Source organism: uncultured Campylobacter sp. (assembly GCF_937959485.1).
Taxonomy (GTDB): Bacteria; Campylobacterota; Campylobacteria; order Campylobacterales; family Campylobacteraceae; genus Campylobacter_B.
This window is the reverse complement of the sequence record NZ_CALGPY010000005.1, coordinates 437,265-456,401: the sequence shown is the minus strand read 5'-3', so window position 1 is coordinate 456,401 and position 19,137 is coordinate 437,265. Positions and strand designations below refer to the sequence as shown.

The following is a 19,137-nucleotide window of genomic DNA, read 5'->3' as shown; positions in this document are numbered from 1 at the left end:
TAAAATTCCACTTTTGGGCTCGTATAAAAATCCTGCGCCTTGCTTTTCTTTAAAATTTCGCGCTGAAATTTTGTTTTATAACCCCGCGCCGAGATTCTATACGCGCGGGGTTTCTGCGTTAATGTGTCGCAAAAAAGCTCTGAATTTTCGCTTTATCGCTCGTTTTGCTAAGGGCTAACATCAGCAGCACGCGCGCCTTTTGCGGATTTAAATTATCTGCGGTTAGAAAGCCAAGTTTTGCGTCGTCCACCTCCGAGCTAACGCTAGTTGAGCCGCTGCCCGTGCGGCTTGAGCGCACGACAATCACGCCCGCTTCGCTAGCTTTTGCGAGCGCGGCCTGTAGATCTGGATATAAATTTCCATTGCCTACGCCCGCTACGATAATGCCCTTAGCGCCCTTTTGCACCGCTGCATCGACCAAATCGCCGCTATCTTGCGCGTGTCCATAGATGATATCGACGCGCGGCAAGGCCTTGATATCCTTGATATTAAATTCGCTTGCAACGGTGTGTTTGCGAAGCGGTGCCATATAGAAATTTACGACGCCATAATTTACGGTGCCGATTTTGCCGGAATTCGGGGAAGCGAAAGTAGCAACATTGGTGGTATTTGTTTTTGTAACCTCGCGCGCGGCGTGGATCTCGTCGTTCATTACTACAAGAGCGCCCTTTTCGCGAGCGTTTTTATCTGCCGCGACGGCAACGGCGTTGTATAGATTAAGCGGTCCATCAGCACTCATCGAGTCTGCGTTTCGCATCGCGCCCACCAACACGATCGGTTTTTTAGATTTTACTACCAAGCTTAAAAAATACGCCGTCTCCTCCATCGTATCGGTTCCATGCACGATGACGACGCCGTCTACGTCGTTTTTAGTAAGCAGCTCGCTTACGCGGTTTGCGAGCTTGAGCCAAATTTCATCATTCATCTCCTGCGAGCCGATATTTGAAATTTGCTCACTTTTAATCGTAGCTAAATCCCCCAGCTGCGGCACTGCCGATAAGATATCTTCTACGCCCTTTGAGCCTGCGGTATAGTTGCCCTCCGTGGCACTTGCGCTGCTTCCCGCGATAGTGCCGCCGGTAGCTAAAATATAAATATTTGGCTTCGCAGCAGCCAAAGATGACGCGATAAAAAACGTAATAAACGCAAATTTCTTGAGTAGTCCCATAGTTGCTCCTTAAAAAGTGATAAAATTTTTATAATTTAAGCAAAATTCTAGCATAAAATTTTTATTATATTTTATTTTGCTGCTATAATGCGCGAAAAATTTTGATTATTTTAAGGAAATTTTATGGGACTGAAAAGCGATAAATGGATCAGACAGATGTCGCAGCAGCACGATATGATAGCGCCTTTTTGCGAGGAAAATATCGGCCGCGGCGTCGTTAGCTACGGACTTTCTAGCTACGGATACGACATACGCGTAGCGCGCGAATTTAAAATTTTTACAAACGTCGGCGGAACGGTCGTCGATCCTAAAAATTTCGACGCAAAAAACGTCGTGGATTTTGAGGGCGACGTCTGCATCGTGCCGCCGAATTCCTTCGCGCTAGCGCGCACTATCGAATACTTCAAAATGCCGTGCGACGTGCTTGCGATCTGTCTGGGCAAAAGCACCTATGCGCGCTGCGGCATCATCGTAAACGTAACGCCCTTTGAGCCTGGCTTTGAGGGGCACATCACGATTGAAATTTCCAACACCACGCCGCTGCCTGCAAAAATTTACGCGAACGAAGGCATAGCGCAGGTTTTGTTTCTGCAAGGAGACGAGCCGTGCGAGGTAAGCTACTGCGATAAAAAGGGCAAATACCAAAGCCAAAAGGGCATCACGCTGCCTAGAATTCTAAAGGATTAAGCAATGAAAAATTTAATCATCGTAGAATCCCCCGCAAAAGCCAAAACTATCAAAAATTTCTTAGGCGCCGATTACGACGTAATCGCGTCTAAAGGCCATATCCGCGACCTTCCTAAAAAACGCTTCGGCATCAAAATCAAAGATAAAAGCTTCGAGCCCGAATACGAAATCAGCGCCGATCACGATCAGATCGTAAAGCAGATAAAGACGCTCGCCAAAAAGGCGGATCAAATTTACCTCGCGACGGATGAGGACCGCGAGGGCGAGGCGATCGCCTATCATATCGCCGCTTCGATCGGCAAGCAGGCGCAGGAGCTGCCGCGCATCGTATTTCACGAGATCACCAAAAGCGCAATCTCAAACGCGCTAAGCTCGCCGCGCAAGCTCAATATCGCAAGCGTAAACGCGCAACAAGCGCGCCGCCTGCTCGATCGCATTGTGGGCTACAAGCTAAGTCCGCTTTTAAATTTAAAGATCCAGCGCGGCTTAAGCGCGGGTCGCGTCCAAAGCGCTGCACTCAAGATCGTCGTCGATCGCGAACGCGAAATTTTAAATTTTAAGCCGGTAGAATTCCACAGCATCGACGCGGTTTTTAAAAAGGATTTGGAAGCAGAGCTCGTGGAATTTCGCGGTAAAAAGATGGAAAAGCTCTCGGTCAAAAACGCGGCGCAGGCTAGCGAGATCGTCTCTGAGCTGCAAAAAGACAGATTTAGCGTAGATGGTATCGAGAGCAAATCGCGCAAGACGAACCCCTATCCGCCGTTTATGACCTCGACGCTGCAGCAGGCGGCGAGCACGGCTCTGGGCTTTAATCCACGCAAGACGATGAGCCTCGCGCAGAGCCTTTACGAAGGCGTCAATACCAAAAACGGCGGCGCGATCACCTATATGCGAACCGACTCGCTAAATATCGCCAAAGAAGCGATCGCGGCGGCTCGCGAGCTAATCGGCGAGCGCTTCGGCGAAAAGTATCTGCCCAAAAGCGCGAATTTATACGCCACCAAAAGTAAAGGCGCACAGGAGGCGCACGAAGCGATAAGGCCTACCGATCTAAAGCTTACCCCCGAGCTCGCGCAAAAAATCCTACCTCGCGACGAATACCGCCTTTACGCGCTCATCTACAACCGCTTCGTAGCCTCGCAGATGAGCCCTAGCGTCTCGCAGATCCAAACGATCATCGTGCGCGGCGAAGCGGGCGCATTTAAGATCAGCGGGCGCAAGGTGGAATTTGACGGATTTTACAAGGCTTACGGCGATCTGGATAAGGATAAAATTTTACCGAGCCTTAGCGCGGGCGACGCGATGAGCCTGCAAAGCCTAAGCTCGCAGCAGCACTTCACCGAGCCGCCGGCGCGCTATTCGGAAGCAAGCCTCATCAAAAAGCTTGAAAGCCTCGGCATCGGCAGGCCCTCGACCTATGCGCCTACCATCTCGCTGCTTACGGCGCGCAACTACGTAAATATTGAGCAAAAGCACCTGGTGCCGAGCGAGATCGCCTTTAAAATCACCGAGATGCTGGAGCAAAATTTTAAAAATATCGTAGATAGCGAGTTTACCTCCAAAATGGAAGAGAAGCTCGACGACATCGCCGAAAACAAAGCGGACTGGCAGCAAATTTTGGCAGATTTTTACTACCCTTTTATGGACGAGATCGCCAAAGGAAAAACCTCGATCGCAAGCCAAAAGCTAGCCGAAAAGATCGGCGAAACCTGCCCGAACTGCGGCGGCGAGCTACTTAAGAGGCAGGGCAGATTCGGCGAGTTCATCGCTTGCTCGAACTATCCGAAATGCAAATACTCGCGCAATGCGGACGCCGGCACCGAGGGGGCGAGCGAGGAGAAGGCGGCGCCCGAAGTGCTAGATGAGAAATGCCCGCAGTGCGGTAAAAATTTGATCAAGCGCAAGGGCAGATACGGCGAGTTTATCGCTTGCGAGGGTTATCCGAAGTGCAAATACTCACGCAAAATCGAGGGCGCGGCGAAAGAGAAAAAGCCACTCGTCTCCACGGGCGTCAAGTGCCCGAGCTGCGGCACGGGCGAGATCGTCGAGCGCTTCTCAAGACGCGGTAAATTCTACGGCTGCACGAACTACCCTAAATGCGGCTTTGTGAGCAACTACGCGCCGATTGCGCGCGCGTGCCCGCAGTGCGGCAACTCATACATGCTCCGCAAAGAGCTGAAAAAAGGCAACTTCGCCGAGTGCCCGCAGTGCAAGCTTAAAGAAGAGATCGATTGATAATAGGCGTCATCTCGGACTCTCATCGCGAAACGAAAGTCGCTGCCAGCGCCATAGAGTGGCTGCTCGCGCGCGGAGCGGATCTGCTCGTGCACGCAGAGGGCATCGTTGCGAGCGAGACGCTGCGGCTTTTGCGACAAAGCGGCAAGTCCTACTTTGCGGTTTTAGGGAACAACGACGAAGCGCTTACCGAGTTTAAAAATGAGTTCGACCTACGGGGTGAGCCCTTTTGTACGGAGTTTGCAGGGCTGCGACTAAAAATAATGCACCATCCGTTTTATCTCTTTGACGAGGAGCCCGTGGCGCAAAACGAAGCAGACGGATTAAATTTAGACGCGGATTTAGGCGCGGGTGCGGATCGCGCGGCAAATTTTCGCAAGGATTTCGGCGCAGACCTAGTCAAAAATTCTAGCTTTAGCGTCGAAGTAAGTTGCGGCACGAATTTAGGCTCAAACTGCAGAGCAGATCGCAGAGAAATTTTAATCTCAAATTCTAAAGCGGCGGCTTGCTTGGCAAATTTAAACTCAAATTTTAATGCTACGGACGATGATGAAATTTTAAACGGCACATGCCGTGCAGATGAAAATTTTGATACGGCAGGCATGGACACGGGCCCCGCTTCAAGCCCGAACGCAAATTTAAACTCAAATGCAAGCGCGAATTTGGCCGCCAATATGGGCTCGGATGCGAACTCTAAAGCAGGCTCCGGTGCGGATCGCGCAGCAAATTTAACGGCGCCGAACATGAACTCAAATTTGACCGCAACTTCGGGCCCTAACGCAAGCGGCGAAAGTAAAAATCGAGGTCCGTGTGGGCGAGGCGCAGGCAAAATTCCAACTATCAAAATTTACGGCCACACCCATTTTTTCGCCGCGGCGGTGGATAAAAACGGCACGCTCGTGTTAAATCCGGGCGAGATTTGCGGGCGCAAAAAGCGGCTTTTCGGTTTGCCTGTGTTGTGGTGCAAGAGCGGAAATTGCGCGCATCTCGTCTCCATTCGCAGCGCAAAGAACTATAAAGCGACCGAAAGGAAGTCTTAAAATGATACGAAAAGCCCCTAGGCAGCCAGAGAAAATGCTAGAAAGATGCGAAAAAATTCTAAAACAGCGCGGGAAAAATCTAAAAGGGTGCGAGGCTAAAGCGTATGAATGAAATTTACGTCCTAATCGCGCTATCGTTTTTGATCTTTGCTTCGCCCTTTTTGGCTAGCTTAGCTAGAATTCCGCTCTCGCCTATGGAGATCATGCTTGGCATAATAGCCGCAAATTTAGGGCTTTTGCCGCCAAGCGCGACCTTCGATCTAGCCGCGCAGATCGGCTTTTGCTACCTTATGTTTTTGGCGGGCTGCGAGGTGGATTTCCGCGCGCTGCTTGCGATGCCGCGCAAAATTTTGCGGCTGATCCTAATCTTTTTGGCGCTGCTTTATATCCTGAGCGCGCTTGCGGTTTGGATGTTTGAACTGCCGCAGACGCTTATCATCGCCGCACCTCTGATGAGCGTCGGGCTGCTTTCGGCGCTGTATAAGGAATACGGCAAGGATCAAGCGTGGCTAAATCTCGCGATGCCCGCGGGCGTGATCGGCGAGCTCATCAGCATCGCCGCCCTCACGGTGGGCGGCATCTACCTTAAAAACGGCTTCGGCGTCGAGATGGCGCTTCACATCGGCGCGCTTTTGGGCTTTTCGGTCGCCGCTCTAGCGGTTTTTAAAGGACTTGAAATTCTATTTTGGTGGTTCCCCGCGCTAAAAACGGTGATCATGCCCAAATACGACAAAAACGAAAAGGACGTGCGATTTGCGATGGCGCTGTTTTGCCTCATCTGCGCGGGGGTGATGCTTTTGGGGCTTGAGGTCGTAATCGGCGCCTTCATCGCAGGCACCTTTCTGCCGACCTTTTTTTCGCACAAGGACGACCTCATCGAGAAGCTATCGTCGTTCGGCTTCGGCTTTTTGGTGCCGATATTTTTCATACACACTGGAGCCGTGATCAAGCTAGAAGCGCTCCTTATGCCTGGAGTGATGAGCTTTGCCGCGAGTCTAGCGGCGCTGATGTTTGGCATCAGGCTGCTTGCGAGCGCTACGTTTTTAAGCACCCTGGGCCGCAAAGGCGCGGTGCTTTTCGCGCTATCGCTTTCTATGCCGCTAACCCTCGTCATCGCCACAGCGACGCTTTTTTACTCCACCGCCGCGATCTCGCAAGAGATATACTTCGCGATGATCATCGCCTCGCTCATAGAGGCGCTCGCGTCGATGATTTTGATAAATTTTATTTACAAGAAATTTTAGGGCGGGAATTTTAAAATTTTGAAATTATAGGATTTTGGAATTTTAAAGTCCTATGAAATTCTAGAATTCTATGAAATTTGATTTGGTGCGGGACTAAAATGAAGTTAAATTTAAAGCTCTATTTTGCGCCGCAATCGGTTAAGTCTTGAAGTTCTATGGTGTAGTTTTCTTTTTGCCATGTTCCGGCATAGCCATAAGCTTTCAAAATTTTGAATAGTAAAGCTACAATATCCTTTTCGGAAAGAGCATTTGTGCTTTTTGGATTTAGTTCCAAAAGTTGCCAAATTTGATGAAGCTTTTTACCTTCATCAAATATATAATCCAATGCGACCTCAATAATTTCACCTTTATGATATAAAATCCAAATGCCTTTAGCAAGGCTTGCATGATCATATTCTGGATCAGGAAAACTATATACTGGCATTAGCCAACAATCCGCATTTCGATCAATAGTCCAACCAAGCTCGTTAATAAAAGTCTCATAGTATGGATTATATTTGTAGTAAATTTCGCTCAATCCATACTTCTCATCATCCTCTTTTGTGATGATTGCATTTTCAAAAGCCATCTGCGCTCCTTGGAATTTAAAATTTAGCGTGCAAGCGGAAATCTTAAGTGCAAATTTATGCGAAATCCACGACGCAGCCGAAACGACAAGCATGGAAATTTCAAACTCGCCGCGCTTAAAGATAGACCGGCGAGATTGCCGCGACCGCTAACTCCGCTCGCCGCGGATATATTTGCTTTCGCTAGCCGCGGCAAAGCAAATGCGGCTCGTAAGCAAAGCTAGCGGTAAAATTAATCGCAACCCATCCGCAAGAAGCATAACTGCACGATTTGCGGACGGGCTAATAAAGCCAAAGCGAGTCGATTAAAATTTAAGCTTTAGCTTGCGGCGCTTAAAAGCCGATTTAAGCTTAGACGCGGTGCGGGCGGCGTGCCGCGACGCGGCACACAAGCCTCAAGCTACATTAAGACCGGAATTTTGGTCTTTTGCAGGAAGTATTTCGACGCGCCGCCTAAGAAAATCTCCTTTATGCCGCTGTCTGAGTGCAAGCCCGCGACGATTAGGTCGAAATCGCCCGCGTCGGCGTACTCTAGCAGCACCTGTCCCGGGATCTTGCCGTCTGCGTTTAGCGTCTCGAAAGCATCGATATTAACGTCGTGCAGAGCCAAATAATCGCTTATTCGGCGCTTCGTTTCGGGGATGCCCTCTTGGAGGTAGTGGTTTGCGGTGATGACGGTGACGGACTTGGCGCGCTGCAAAAGCTCCAGCCAATTATCAAGCGCCCTTGCAGACGCCGCAGTGCCGGTAAGCGAGACTAAAATTTTATCCGCCCTAAACTCCTTCAGCTTGCGCGGTATGACAATGCAAGGCTTGCCGCTTTTAGTGACCGCCGCCTCGAACGTGCCCGTAATAGAGCCGGTAGGCGGCACCGAAACCAGCACCAAATCACAATATTTGGAGTATTTCTCGACCAGCTCGGAGCGGATGCCCACCATATGCCTCAAAGCGGCGCTATTTGGGACGTGATCGTCGTCGCTTTGATCTAGGCCCAGCTTGGCGCATTCGGCGTCGAAGATCGCTTTGATCTCCTCGCGCTCAGCCCTCATCTCGTCTCCTGCGGATTTTAAAAATTCATCCATCAACACGCCGCCTTTTAGCGTCATGCGGACGTTGTAGATCATCTTAGGATCGAGCTGGCACGCCATTATATTGATGTGCGTACCGAAAAATTTATTCACGAGCAGCGCTCCGTGTATGCGCTCTGCCAGCTCCTCGCCGCCGCCGATAGGGAAAAATATCTTTTTAAGCTGCATCTTTACGCTCCTAATTAAAATTTTAAGCTAATTCCAGTGAAATTTTAGTGCCTTTCTGATCGGTCACGCGCACTCGCACTACATCGCCCGCCTTGTAAGGCGTTGTGATAAATTTAGCGCGCAGCAATCCGTCCACGCCGTCTCGCAGCGAGATAAAGGTACCGAAATCCAGCACGCTTTGCACCACGCCGTCAAACTCCTCGCCGATCTGAAATTTTACATCTTTGCGTTCACCGCGTGGCTTGCGAAAATCGCGAGAATTTGAAACTATTGATAAAATTTTCTCTTTCGCGCCCGATACGGCGCTAGCTTTGGCGCCTTGGATCTTGACCTCGCCCTTTTCGCGATCCAGATCGATATTTACGCCGAAGCTTTCGGTGATCTCTTTGATGACCTTGCCGCCCTGGCCGATGATGTCGGGGATTTTGCTTGCCTCGACGCTAAAAATTTCAAGCTTCGGAAGCACATCTTCATTTATGACGATCGCTGCGTCCGCCTGCTCCATAAGACCCAAAATATGCGCACGAGCCTGCTTTGCCTGCGCTAGAGCCTCCTTTAAAACCTCCAGGCTGATGCCGCCGAGCTTGATATCCATCTGAAGCGCAGTGATGCCCTCGTAGGTGCCCGCGACCTTAAAATCCATATCGCCGTCGTGATCCTCAAGCCCCATTATGTCGGTTAGCACGGCATGCTTGTCGCCCTCAAAAATCAAACCCATCGCTACGCCCGCAACGAGCTTTAGCGTAGGTACGCCCGCTGCTCGGAGAGAAAGTGCGCCGCCGCAGACCGAAGCCATCGAGCTTGAGCCGTTGCTCTCTAAAATTTCGCTCACTACACGGATAGACTGCGGCGAGTTTAGATCGATGCTCGGATATAGCGCTCTTTTGGCTAAATTTCCATGCCCCAACTCGCGTCTGCCTGGGCTTTTGAGCGGGCTTGCTTCGCCGACGCAAAAGCCCGGGAAGTTGTAGTTAAACATAAATCTATCGCTGATCGGCTCAAGTTGCGTTAGGCTGTCGCTTAGCTGCGCGTCGCTATCGCCGCCCAGCGTAGTGACGACCAGAGCCTGCGTCTGCCCGCGCGTAAATAGGCAGCTTCCATGCGCGCACGGCAGGATATTGGTCTCGATACTGATCGGGCGCACCTCATCAAGCGCGCGTCCGTCGGCTCTGCAATGATCCTCGATGATCTGCGTGCGGATGATGCCGCGCTTATACTTGCCGATGACGCTGGAGATCACCTCTTTGCTCCACTCGTTTTGCGCCGCAGCCTCGGTGGTTAAAATTTGATCCACGATTTTGTTTAGTTCGGTAGCGCGTTCGCTCTTTGCCATCTGATTGATTGCAGCTTTGACGGCGTCTTTGTAGTTCGCGTCGATAAAATCCGCGATATCCTCATCCTCTATCTCGGGCTTATATTCCAGGCTCGCATCGGGCTTTTTAAGCGGCAAAAAAGCCTCTTCGTAGGCGTTTGAGCCCGCGCTTATCGCCTTTGCGGCAAAATCGATCGCATCCACCATTAGATCTTCGCTAAATTCATTCATCTGCTGCGCGTCACCTTTAATCTGCGGCAGAGAGCGCATCTCGATCATCAAAAGCTCATCGCCGACGCCGGCTACGTAAAGATCAAGTGCGCTGGCTTTAAGCGCGGAGTTGCTCGGATTTAGGATGAAATTTCCATTTTGATATCCTATGCGGACGCCGCAAACGGGCGCTTTAATCTGGATGTCGCTAAGATATAGCGCCGCAGACGCCGCATTAAGAGCGACGACTTGCAGATCGACCTCAGGATCTGCCGATAGCACGTAAACTACGATCTGCGTCGGATACGCATAGCCCTTTGGAAAGAGCGGGCGCAGCGAGCGGTCTATGATGCGGCTCGTTAGCGTCTCAAAATCGCCCGGCTTGGTCTCGCGCTTGATGTAGCCTCCGGGGATTCTGCCTGCCGCGTACATCTTCTCGATATACTGCACGGTAAGGGGTAAAAAGTCCTCCTGCACCTGCGTCTCTTCGCGCGCTACGGTAGCCAGCACGACGGTATTTTTCACACGTAAAAGCGCCGCGCCCGCGGCTTGTTTCGCAACTTTGTTGATATCGAAAATTTCGGTATTGCCATTTACTTCAATTTTGCACTGCATTAATTTTCTCCTTGTTTTTGTTAGTCTCGTGAAACGGTAGATAAAGCTGGCATTTGTTTAAAATTTGCATTATCTCCTCCGCGCTTGAGAGCGTTTTTTCTTTGTAATAAAAATCCACGTTCACAAAATCTCTGATCTTGTGAACAGCATAAATTCCATCTACTAGCATGGCGATCTCGTCTGCATTATCGCTGCCGATAACGGGCGTGGCATAAAAGATCGCTTTGGCGTTTAAGCTTACGAGCGTCTTTATGCAAGTAAGCGCGGTCAGCCCGCTCTCACACCCTTCATCTACCAAGATAACGTTTTTCTTCTCCAAATTTCCCAAAAGCTCGCCCTTGCGAAATTTATACATGTTTTTTAAAATTTTCTCCTCATAAAGTCTGTTCGCCTGCCCGTAAACGTAATCCAGGCTGATGCCGAAGCTTCGCACGAGCTCATCCACCATCACGATCTCTTGGGTTTCGCTTACGCATGCGATCGCGCATTCAGGATTATTTGGCGCCAAAACGGGTTCTGTGAATAAAAACTCATAAGCAAGCCCTAATTTTAGAGCAAGATGGTTTGCGATAGGAAGCGACTCCAGAGACTGAGCGATTATTAGAAAATTTTCGTTTTTGATCACGGTAGCGGGTAAAATTTCTGCGAGTTTCATCGCGGCGTCGATTTGGCTTTCAAACATCAGCTCAGCTCTAGGCGTCATTATTTTTCGCTTCCATATTCGCTATCTACTGAAAAATCATACCCTACTCCGCCGAACGGATAGAAATTTACGAGAAAGTAAATTCCGCGCTCCTTGCTTGCTTTGCTGTAGCCCGTCGTACTGGTATTTTTAGGCTCGATATCCTCTTGATACACAAAAGAGTAATTCCAACACTTGCGCGTATGAGAAAGTCCCACGCGCCACATTTTAGAATAAGATCGCTCTAAGTCGTAATCCCAACGCCCAAAAATTTTATTATTCCTAGGCAAATTTACCGAGGCGTTTACGATGCCGTAGTTATCTTTCGTATAACGTTTAGGCTCCATGCTTAGCTTTTCATATTCGTAAGCGTGACTAAGTCCAAAGCTAAAGTCGTCGTTGGAGTAGTTGGCGTAGGTATAGACCTTATCAAAGCTTTTATATTTATGTGAGTAGGTAAAGCGGTTTCCGATATTTAGCCCATTTGCAAAATACGCATCGATGCGGTGTTCTAAATCGTCAAACTCATGATCGTCGAAGTCATATCGCTGCTTGACGCTATGGCGTAAGAATTTACGTCCGTCTTCATTATAAAAAAACTGCGTCATACTTAAAGCTGCATTTTCGTGGGTGTATTCGTCCTTTAGCTCGCTTAAGAAGTTATCCTCCCAATAAAGCGAGTCTTGCAAGTTACCCAGCCGCGAGCGATCTACTGCGCCGCGAGCAAGGTCGTATTTATACTGATGATACTTTAAAATTCTATCCTCTATATCGCCTTGCTGCCAGCTTGGAATTCTAAAATCCGCCCTCCAGCTCATAGTGTGATACAAGCTATCGTAAGCCCTGGCTACGTCGGTGTAGAGTGAAAGCTCGGTGTATTGATTAGCGTAGAAAGTGCTTTTATCCTCGCCAAGATCGCCGTTTGCGTAGTAAAATTTATCGTGCCAATCGATATTGGTCATATACACTCGCTCGGTAAAGGCGAAATTTAAATAATCCGCCAGTAGCGGCGTACTTATACTAATCGGTACGTCAAACTCATATTGGCGAGCAGTCGCGCCCTCCCATCTGGTGTAATTACGCGCTTTTGCATCAAGCGAATAGATCAAATTTGGCAGTCCCAAATCATTGCTAAATTTATGATATTGCAGCGTCGGAAGCTCTTGGACGGTATCTTCGTTGCGGAAGGTATTATCGGCGTTTAGCTTACTCGTATCGATGTAGTAGCGTCCGTAAGCGCCAAAATAGTGCTCGTCTGAGGTCAAATAATAATTCAGCCGTGAAGTTACGAGCGAATTATCCGCATCGTTGCCAAGACCTCCTTTTTCCTTCAGATCGTAGTATTCAAGGTCGTTTAGCTGGGTAAAATCGATCCATAAATTTTCGCGCAGATCACCATCTAGCAGATAGGTCGCAAGCTTGCTGCGATCGTATTGCACTTCAAAGCCGTGGTGACGCTCGTTTTTGTATTCGAGGCGTTTTTGCGCTCGCGAAAAGTTATCGAAAACTCCGCCTCTAATCTCGCCGTAAGAGTACGGCGATTCCGTAAATCGAAATGTCCCGTATACGCCAAAGCCCCTGCGCGTGCGCACCTGCGGATCGAGCTGAAAATCCCAGCTATCGTAAGGCGCAAAATAGATCGGTTGCTTGTAGTAAATCCCTTCCTTGCTGATGTAGCCGGCCTCGGGAGGCAGCAAGCCCGTGCGACGTGTACGGTCGGTCGGGAAGCCGAAATACGGCAGATAGAGCACCGGCACATCACCCACGTAAAATCTTGGATTGAAAAGATGGAGGAATTTGCTCTCTTTATTTAGCATGCCGCTGCTAAATTTAATGCGCCAATCGGGATCGGTGACATTGCAGCTAGATACGCTAGAGCCCTCCACGCGGTAATATTCGCTATCGCTGCAGCTAGCGTCGTTTTGCATCCAAAGCTCGGAGTCCTTGTCCATCATAAAATTTACGTTGGCTTCCTGCTTATCGTTTTTCAGATCGATTTTGACGTGCTGCGCGCGCGTAGTTTCGCTGCTGCCGCGCATCGCATTGACGTTACCAAAAAGCTCAATGATGCCGTTTTGCTCGTCGTATGTAGCGCGATCGGCGGTGATAAAGTAGTCCTGCGAATACACCGTTACGTTGCCGCTCGCCTCCGTCAAAAAGCCCTTTTTATCGACATTATCGGCTATGAGCTCGACATCTTGGACCTTTGCGCTCGCACTACTTGCTAAAAGAGCGCTAAAACTGAGCGCTAGAATTTTAAATTTTTTACTCTTTTTCAATCTCTACCACCAATGTTTTCGCCGCCATATCGTGCAGGCTCTGACGCGAGTTCGTAAAAAGCGCCACCAAAAATCCCATATAAAAGATCATCTCGCTTATCAACCTAACCGCCGCGCGGATCGCTGCCGTAGCGATATCCATAGAGCCGCCGCCAGCGCGGACGCAATAAATTTTAACCGCAAGCTTGCCTAGCGTCGCGCCGTATAGATAGACAAAAATCGCCTGATATAAAAATTTTATTATCGCGTAATGCAAAATGAATTTTGACGCGATCTTTTGTACCTCAAGATTGCTTCCGCTCTGCGCCGCTGCAACAAGCTCTGGCTCGTCGATAGCAAATAGCACGACCACAAAAAGCGTTACGTTCACCGCTTCGTCGATACTAAACGCAATTACGCGCTTGCTAAGCGGAGCGACGATCAAATTTTATCTCTTAAGGCTTGGTACGCGATATCGCGCCTATACTGCGCGCCGCTAAATTTTATATTTTCGCACAGCGCGTAAGCCGCGTCGCGCGCCTGCTTTAGGCTCTGCGCGACGCCCACGCTTACCAAAACGCGCCCGCCGCTAGCGCAAATTTGCCCCTCCCGCTCGCTCACGCCTGCGTAACAGATATGCGCGCCCGCAGGAATTTCGCCCGTTTTGATCGGCTCAGGCTGCGAAGAGCTGTAAGGGTAACGCTCACTAGCCATCACGACGCCCACCGCAAATCGCTCTTTTAAGCTTATGCTGCTTAGCTTGCCTACGGCGGCGTTGTATAAAATTTCGCTCAAATTTCCGTCAATTAGCGGCATCAAAACCTCGCACTCCGGATCGCCGAAGCGGACGTTGTACTCCAGCACGTAAGGCTCGCCGCCCACGATCATAAGCCCTACGAACAGCACGCCGCAAAAGGGCGCGCCCTGCTGCTTCATCCCTTTTAGCGTGGGTGCTACGATCTCGCTCTGCACTCTTTTTATCAGCGCGGTATCCGCTAGCGGGCTTGGCGCATAAGCTCCCATGCCGCCGGTGTTCGGGCCCAGATCGCCGTCAAACAATTTTTTGTGATCCTGCGCCACGGGCAGGCTTACGAAATTCTCCCCGTCGCAGATCGCAAAAAAGCTCAGCTCGAAGCCCTCTAAAAACTCCTCCACGACGACGCGCTTGCCGGCTTCGCCGAAGCTTTCGCCGCTTAACATATCCGCGGCGGCTTTTTTAGCTTCATCTTTGGAATTTGCGATGATGACGCCTTTGCCCGCGCACAGACCGTCCGCTTTGACTACGACGCGGCCGTCTAGGGTATCAATAAATTTTGAAATTTCGGATAGATCGTCGCTGCTTAGAAATTTTGCGGTTTTGATATGATTTCGCGCTAAAAAGTCCTTCATATAGGCTTTAGAGCCCTCAAGCTTCGCCGCAGCAGCGCTAGGACCGAATATCGCGAGACCTTGCGCTTTGAAAATATCCACGATACCTTTTGTAAGCGGCTCTTCGGCGCCCACGATAGTAAGAGTTACGTCGTTGTTTTTGGCAAAAAGCGCGAGTTCATTAAAATCTTTTAAATCTAAATTTTTACCGAGCGCCTTTGTAGCGCCGTTTCCCGGAGCAAAATACAGATTTAAAACGTTTTTATCCTCGCGAAGTCTTAGCCCGATCGCGTATTCTCTACCGCCGCCGCCGATTATTAGGATATTCAATGAAGCCTCCGTAACGTAAAAAACCCAAGTGAGCGTTGCGTAAAAAGAATCGGCTCAAACAAAGCCAATCTTGCAACTAGGAAAAATCTCTAGGTCGCAACCCGTAACTTTAAAAAAAGCTCGAGCCGAGCCGCGTCACACGGACCTCTCACGTCGTCGCTTATACAAATATGTTGAACCCTCATATAAAACGCTCTCGCTTCACCCAGGCTTGGGCAAAATTATAGTCTAAATTTGCTTAAACTATGGCAAAAGCGCCAGATCGACGCAGGATTTTATCGACATTCTTTCGCAGATTATCGGCTCGCAAAACTCGCTCAAAACGCTCGCCGTCGTCCTGCCGATACAGATCGCCCTGTAGCCCTCGTCCCAGCCGAAATTTGCGGTAAAGCCGCGAACGTTTTTGGGCGAGGTGAAAATCAGCGTGCTGCCTTGCGGCGGCTTTGCGGCGGCGGGAAGGCTAAGGATGGAATTTTCGTAGGCGATCATGCTTTGCAGCCGCACGCCGGCGCTAGATAGAATTTGCTCCAGCTTCGATACCGTCTCGCGCGCGCGCAGATACAGTGCGTCTCTGCCTTGCAAGAGCGGCGCGATCTCTGCGGCAAACTCATTTCCGTGCCCGTGTAGCGCCACAAAAATATCGCGAAATCCAAACTCGCGCGCAGCCGCAGCGCACGGCTCGCCGATAGCGTAAACGGGCGTATCTAAATCAGGCGAAATTTCATTAAATTTTATCGCCGCCACCGCATTTTTGGAGGTAAAAATTAGCGCGCCGATCTGCGCAGGCAGGCTAAATTTGAGAAATTTTATCTCACAGACCGCAAGCTGCCTCACCTGCGGATGATCAAATCTCGTATTGGACACCAGATATATCAAAACGCCCTCCATGTTTAAATTTGCTTCGATTAAATTCCGCTCTCGAAAAAATCCGATCCGCCGTCATTAATCTTTGAGTTTAAATTAATTCCGCTCCGCGCCGCCCTTGGCGCCGATTAAAACCCGCCCGCAAAGTCTGCTCGCGCTTTCTAGCTGCACTTGGGTAACCTAGCGGTGCCTCTTTTAAATTGTATTTCGCAGTCTGCGGCGGCACTTAATAACGCCGCCGCAAAGCTCAATCTGTGCGCGATAGACGTATTATATAGCTCGCCAGCCCCGCACAGCCCGTGTATGTGCCCACACAGATCGCCGAGCTCGCCGAATTTTAAAATTTAAAGCTGCGGCTACGAAATTTCAAAGCTACGAGCGCTAAATTTTAAAATTTCGCCGCTCTTAGTCCCTTAAATTTGGCCTTTCAGCCACCCGTTTAAAATTTCAATCTGCGCCGCCACGCTCTCATTTGCCGTGCCTCCTTGCGACTTGCGCGCCTGCTTAGAAGCGTTTAGATCAAGAAATTTAACCGCGCCGGCGTCCAAGCTCTCATCCACGCTGGCAAGCTGCTGTGCGTTTAGCTCGCTCAAATCCAGGCCCAAATTTTCCGCATACGCTACGGCCTTGCCCGTGATGAAGTGCGCCTGCCTAAACGGTACGTTTTTCTCCCGCACGAGATAGTCGGCTAGATCGGTTGCCGTGAGGTGTCCGCGCCTGGTCATCGCGAGCATATTTTGCTCGTTAAATTTAGCCGTTTTTAGCATATGTTTTAAAATTTCAAGGCTCGCAAGCGCGGTGGCGACGCTGTCAAAAACGCCCTCCTTATCCTCCTGCATGTCCTTGTTGTAGGCTAGCGGCAAGCCCTTCATCACCGTTAGCAGCGCGACGAGATTGCCGTTTACGCGCCCCGTTTTGCCGCGGATGAGTTCGGCGACGTCGGGGTTTTTCTTCTGCGGCATGATCGAGCTGCCCGTGCTGTACGCGTCGCTGATCGTGACGAATCCGAACTCCTGCGAGCTCCACAAGATTAGCTCCTCGCACAGGCGCGATGCATGCGTCATCAACACGCTTACGTTAAACAAAATCTCCAGCGCGAAATCGCGGTCGCTGACGCTATCCATCGCATTTGGCGTCACTCCCGCAAACCCTAGCTGCTGCGCGACGAGCTCGCGATTTATCGGGTGCGGCGTGCCCGCAAGCGCGGCGGAGCCCAGCGGACAGAGGTTATTTCGCTCGCGCGAGCTGGCAAAGCGCTCGCAGTCGCGGCGAAACATAAATGCGTAAGCGAGCAGATGATAGGCAAGGCTCACGGGCTGGGCGTGCTGGAGGTGCGTGTAGCCGGGCATCAGCGTGTCTGCGTGCTCGCTTGCGATATCTCGCAGAGCCTCTACTAGCTCGCGGATTTTCTCGGCAACCTGAGCGCCGCTTTTAAGCACGTAGAGGCGAAAATCAAGCGCGACCTGATCGTTTCTGCTGCGCGCCGTGTGCAGCCTACCGCCAAGATCGCTTCCGATGAGCTCGCTTAGGCGCTTTTCGACCGCCATGTGGATGTCCTCGTCGGCGGTTTTAAACTCAAATTTACCGCTTTTTATCTCTTCAAATACGGCGTCAAGCCCGGCGACGATCTTTTCGCTCTCGTCAGGCTTTAAAATCCCGCAGGCGCCGAGCATCCGAGCGTGCGCCTTGCTGCCTGCGATATCCTCCTGCCAAAGCGCCCTATCAAAGCCGATCGAGGCGTTAAACTCCTCCAAAAGCGCCGAACTCGCCTCGCTAAAGCGCCCCTCCCACATTTTTTTCACGCTCGCTCCTTCGTTTAAATTTTCGGTGATTTTATAAAATTTAAGCTAAAATAGCGCAAAATTTCGGCCTTTTGAGAGGAAAAACGATGATAGAGATGTTTTTATGCTCCTATTTTGCGGGCGCGGCGACGCTTTTTGAGGACTATGCGAGGCAAAATATCCGCGCTAAGGAGGTGCTTTTTATCCCGACCGCCGCAAACGTAGAGGAGTACCGAGACTACGTGGACGAGGCGAAAGATGCTTTTGCCAAAATGGGCTTTACGGTTCAAATTTTAGACGTTTCCAAAGCAAGCGAGGCCGAAGCGAAGGCAAAAATCGGCGCAGCGCAGGTGCTTTACGTAAGCGGCGGCAACACCTTTTATCTTTTGCGCGAGCTTAAAAAGAAGGATCTGGTAACCCTCATCGCAGATCGCGTCCGAAGCGGCGAGCTCATCTATGTGGGCGAGTCGGCGGGCGCGATGATCGCAGCTCCCAGCGTGGAGTACGCGAGCATGATGGACGATGCGGGCGACTACGGAGCGGCGGCGCAAACGGGGCTTGATCTGGTGAAATTTTACCCCGTGCCGCACTACGGCGAGGAGCCTTTCGTGCAAAGTGCGACCGAAATTTTAAAAGCTTACGGCGGCAAGTTAAATTTGGCGCCGATAAATAATGCCGAGGCGATCGCGGTGCACGGCGATAAATTTGAAATTTTAGGGCGGTAAATTTAAACGCACAGCGTTCTAAAAGCGCGTTAAATTTAGAAAAACGGCATCTAAAATTTTACGCGCCAAAGCCTGCGTAAAATTTTAAAATTTAAAAACAGCGTCTGAAAACGAGCCGAAAATGCGGCGACGGCAGGCTAAATTTAACCGCTGCAAGCGCTAAATTTAAAAGCAAAAGCGAGCAAATTTTATAAGCTTAAGGAGCGTTTATGGAGTATTTCAAACCGTTTTTCGTAAAGATCGCAGGGCGCGCCAGAGAGGGCGATCATACGAGCGCGCACGAGCAGATCATCGCGCCGCTGCTGCAAAACGCGCTCGCCGCCTACGTCTATAACGGGCGCAAAGATAGTATCGTAGGGGCTTTTGGTAGCGTGGAGCACCCGCTAAGCTTGAGCGAGTTTAGTTTTCTCGTGCGCGAGCGGGGTAAATTTCGCCTCGATCTAGCGCGCGAATGCGTAAACGGCGCCGAGATTTTTTGGAACGCTTGCAGTTTTAGGCGCGGCTCGGTCGTTGTTTTGCTTGAGGGCGAGTTTGATCTGGCGCCTATTTTGCGCCGCTGCGCCGAGATAAGTATAGACGAAACGCCAAACATGGGCAATACCCCATCGGCAACCAAGCTTGCCAAGCGCGCAATGAGCGAGGGGCGGATCGCCGTGCTTTTTAGCGCATCAAATGGGATAGAGTGGATGGATATCTACGCTCCCGAGGCGGTGCAGGATAAAATTTTAAAACTTGCGGATGAAAAAACGGGGATGAAATTTAAAAGCCGAGCTCTGCATTAAATCTCACGCTAAACA

At 50.3% G+C, this 19,137-nt stretch carries 16 protein-coding genes; 6 read left to right on the top strand and 10 right to left on the bottom strand.

Going from position 1 to position 19,137, the window contains the following annotated elements:
* Positions 1–118 precede the first annotated feature (118 nt).
* Positions 119–1,117: a type II asparaginase gene (locus Q0380_RS04260; protein WP_298960817.1), complete on the bottom strand. Its 999-nt coding sequence runs from the start codon at positions 1,115–1,117 to the stop codon at positions 119–121.
* Positions 1,118–1,291: 174 nt separating this feature from the next.
* Between Q0380_RS04260 and dcd the strand changes: the two genes are divergently transcribed.
* The 4 genes from dcd to Q0380_RS04240 all read left to right on the top strand — a co-directional run bounded on the left by dcd (position 1,292) and on the right by Q0380_RS04240 (position 6,374).
* A complete protein-coding gene (gene dcd, locus Q0380_RS04255; RefSeq protein ID WP_298960548.1) occupies positions 1,292–1,855 on the top strand; it encodes a dCTP deaminase in 564 nt (187 codons plus the stop codon).
* A gap of 3 nt (positions 1,856–1,858) precedes the next feature.
* A complete protein-coding gene (topA, locus tag Q0380_RS04250; protein WP_298960545.1) occupies positions 1,859–4,090 on the top strand; it encodes a type I DNA topoisomerase in 2,232 nt (743 codons plus the stop codon).
* The gene (locus Q0380_RS04245; protein WP_298960542.1) at positions 4,087–5,130 is read left to right on the top strand and encodes a metallophosphoesterase family protein; all 1,044 of its coding nucleotides are present in this window, start codon (positions 4,087–4,089) and stop codon (positions 5,128–5,130) included. Before topA ends, Q0380_RS04245 begins: the two co-directional genes overlap by 4 nt.
* A gap of 104 nt (positions 5,131–5,234) precedes the next feature.
* Positions 5,235–6,374 (top strand): cation:proton antiporter, encoded by a 1,140-nt coding sequence (locus tag Q0380_RS04240; protein ID WP_298960539.1) that lies wholly within the window; start codon positions 5,235–5,237, stop codon positions 6,372–6,374.
* Positions 6,375–6,492: 118 nt separating this feature from the next.
* Here Q0380_RS04240 and Q0380_RS04235 read toward each other — a convergent pair whose 3' ends face one another.
* The 9 genes from Q0380_RS04235 to argH all read right to left on the bottom strand — a co-directional run bounded on the left by Q0380_RS04235 (position 6,493) and on the right by argH (position 17,627).
* Positions 6,493–6,942 carry a hypothetical protein gene (locus tag Q0380_RS04235; RefSeq protein WP_298960536.1) on the bottom strand — a complete coding sequence of 150 codons (450 nt, stop codon included), beginning with the start codon at positions 6,940–6,942 and terminating at the stop codon, positions 6,493–6,495.
* A 398-nt stretch (positions 6,943–7,340) separates the two neighbouring features.
* Positions 7,341–8,195 carry a universal stress protein gene (locus Q0380_RS04230; RefSeq protein ID WP_298960533.1) on the bottom strand — a complete coding sequence of 285 codons (855 nt, stop codon included), beginning with the start codon at positions 8,193–8,195 and terminating at the stop codon, positions 7,341–7,343.
* Positions 8,196–8,217: 22 nt separating this feature from the next.
* The gene (locus tag Q0380_RS04225; RefSeq protein WP_298960530.1) at positions 8,218–10,332 is read right to left on the bottom strand and encodes a polyribonucleotide nucleotidyltransferase; all 2,115 of its coding nucleotides are present in this window, start codon (positions 10,330–10,332) and stop codon (positions 8,218–8,220) included.
* A complete protein-coding gene (locus Q0380_RS04220; protein WP_298960527.1) occupies positions 10,316–11,035 on the bottom strand; it encodes a phosphoribosyltransferase family protein in 720 nt (239 codons plus the stop codon). Before Q0380_RS04220 ends, Q0380_RS04225 begins: the two co-directional genes overlap by 17 nt.
* Complete coding sequence (locus Q0380_RS04215) at positions 11,035–13,293, bottom strand: LPS-assembly protein LptD (RefSeq protein ID WP_298960524.1); 2,259 nt, start codon at positions 13,291–13,293, stop codon at positions 11,035–11,037. The genes Q0380_RS04220 and Q0380_RS04215 overlap by 1 nt, the downstream gene beginning before the upstream one ends.
* The gene (locus Q0380_RS04210; protein ID WP_298960521.1) at positions 13,280–13,717 is read right to left on the bottom strand and encodes an RDD family protein; all 438 of its coding nucleotides are present in this window, start codon (positions 13,715–13,717) and stop codon (positions 13,280–13,282) included. Before Q0380_RS04210 ends, Q0380_RS04215 begins: the two co-directional genes overlap by 14 nt.
* Positions 13,714–14,970 (bottom strand): phosphoribosylamine--glycine ligase, encoded by a 1,257-nt coding sequence (gene purD, locus Q0380_RS04205; RefSeq protein WP_298960517.1) that lies wholly within the window; start codon positions 14,968–14,970, stop codon positions 13,714–13,716. The genes Q0380_RS04210 and purD overlap by 4 nt, the downstream gene beginning before the upstream one ends.
* A gap of 243 nt (positions 14,971–15,213) precedes the next feature.
* The gene (locus Q0380_RS04200) at positions 15,214–15,846 is read right to left on the bottom strand and encodes a uroporphyrinogen-III synthase (protein WP_298960512.1); all 633 of its coding nucleotides are present in this window, start codon (positions 15,844–15,846) and stop codon (positions 15,214–15,216) included.
* 401 nt (positions 15,847–16,247) lie between these two features.
* Positions 16,248–17,627, bottom strand: a complete 1,380-nt coding sequence (gene argH / locus Q0380_RS04195; RefSeq protein WP_298960814.1) for an argininosuccinate lyase — start codon at positions 17,625–17,627, stop codon at positions 16,248–16,250.
* A gap of 95 nt (positions 17,628–17,722) precedes the next feature.
* Between argH and Q0380_RS04190 the strand changes: the two genes are divergently transcribed.
* A complete protein-coding gene (locus tag Q0380_RS04190) occupies positions 17,723–18,340 on the top strand; it encodes a Type 1 glutamine amidotransferase-like domain-containing protein (protein ID WP_298960509.1) in 618 nt (205 codons plus the stop codon).
* Between the two features lie 209 nt (positions 18,341–18,549).
* On the top strand, positions 18,550–19,122 hold the full coding sequence (locus Q0380_RS04185) for a hypothetical protein (protein WP_298960505.1): 573 nt from the start codon (positions 18,550–18,552) through the stop codon (positions 19,120–19,122).
* Positions 19,123–19,137: the final 15 nt, after the last annotated feature.

What these genes read in the sequence shown, in the direction of transcription:
- dcd (WP_298960548.1), top strand. Translation starts at nt 1,292, where the DNA reads ATGGGACTGAAAAGCGATAAATGGATCAGACAGATGTCGCAGCAGCAC.
- topA (WP_298960545.1), top strand. Translation starts at nt 1,859, where the DNA reads ATGAAAAATTTAATCATCGTAGAATCCCCCGCAAAAGCCAAAACTATC.
- Q0380_RS04240 (WP_298960539.1), top strand. Translation starts at nt 5,235, where the DNA reads ATGAATGAAATTTACGTCCTAATCGCGCTATCGTTTTTGATCTTTGCT.
- Q0380_RS04235 (WP_298960536.1), bottom strand. Translation starts at nt 6,942, where the DNA reads ATGGCTTTTGAAAATGCAATCATCACAAAAGAGGATGATGAGAAGTAT.
- Q0380_RS04230 (WP_298960533.1), bottom strand. Translation starts at nt 8,195, where the DNA reads ATGCAGCTTAAAAAGATATTTTTCCCTATCGGCGGCGGCGAGGAGCTG.
- Q0380_RS04225 (WP_298960530.1), bottom strand. Translation starts at nt 10,332, where the DNA reads ATGCAGTGCAAAATTGAAGTAAATGGCAATACCGAAATTTTCGATATC.
- Q0380_RS04220 (WP_298960527.1), bottom strand. Translation starts at nt 11,035, where the DNA reads ATGACGCCTAGAGCTGAGCTGATGTTTGAAAGCCAAATCGACGCCGCG.
- argH (WP_298960814.1), bottom strand. Translation starts at nt 17,627, where the DNA reads ATGTGGGAGGGGCGCTTTAGCGAGGCGAGTTCGGCGCTTTTGGAGGAG.
- Q0380_RS04190 (WP_298960509.1), top strand. Translation starts at nt 17,723, where the DNA reads ATGATAGAGATGTTTTTATGCTCCTATTTTGCGGGCGCGGCGACGCTT.
- Q0380_RS04185 (WP_298960505.1), top strand. Translation starts at nt 18,550, where the DNA reads ATGGAGTATTTCAAACCGTTTTTCGTAAAGATCGCAGGGCGCGCCAGA.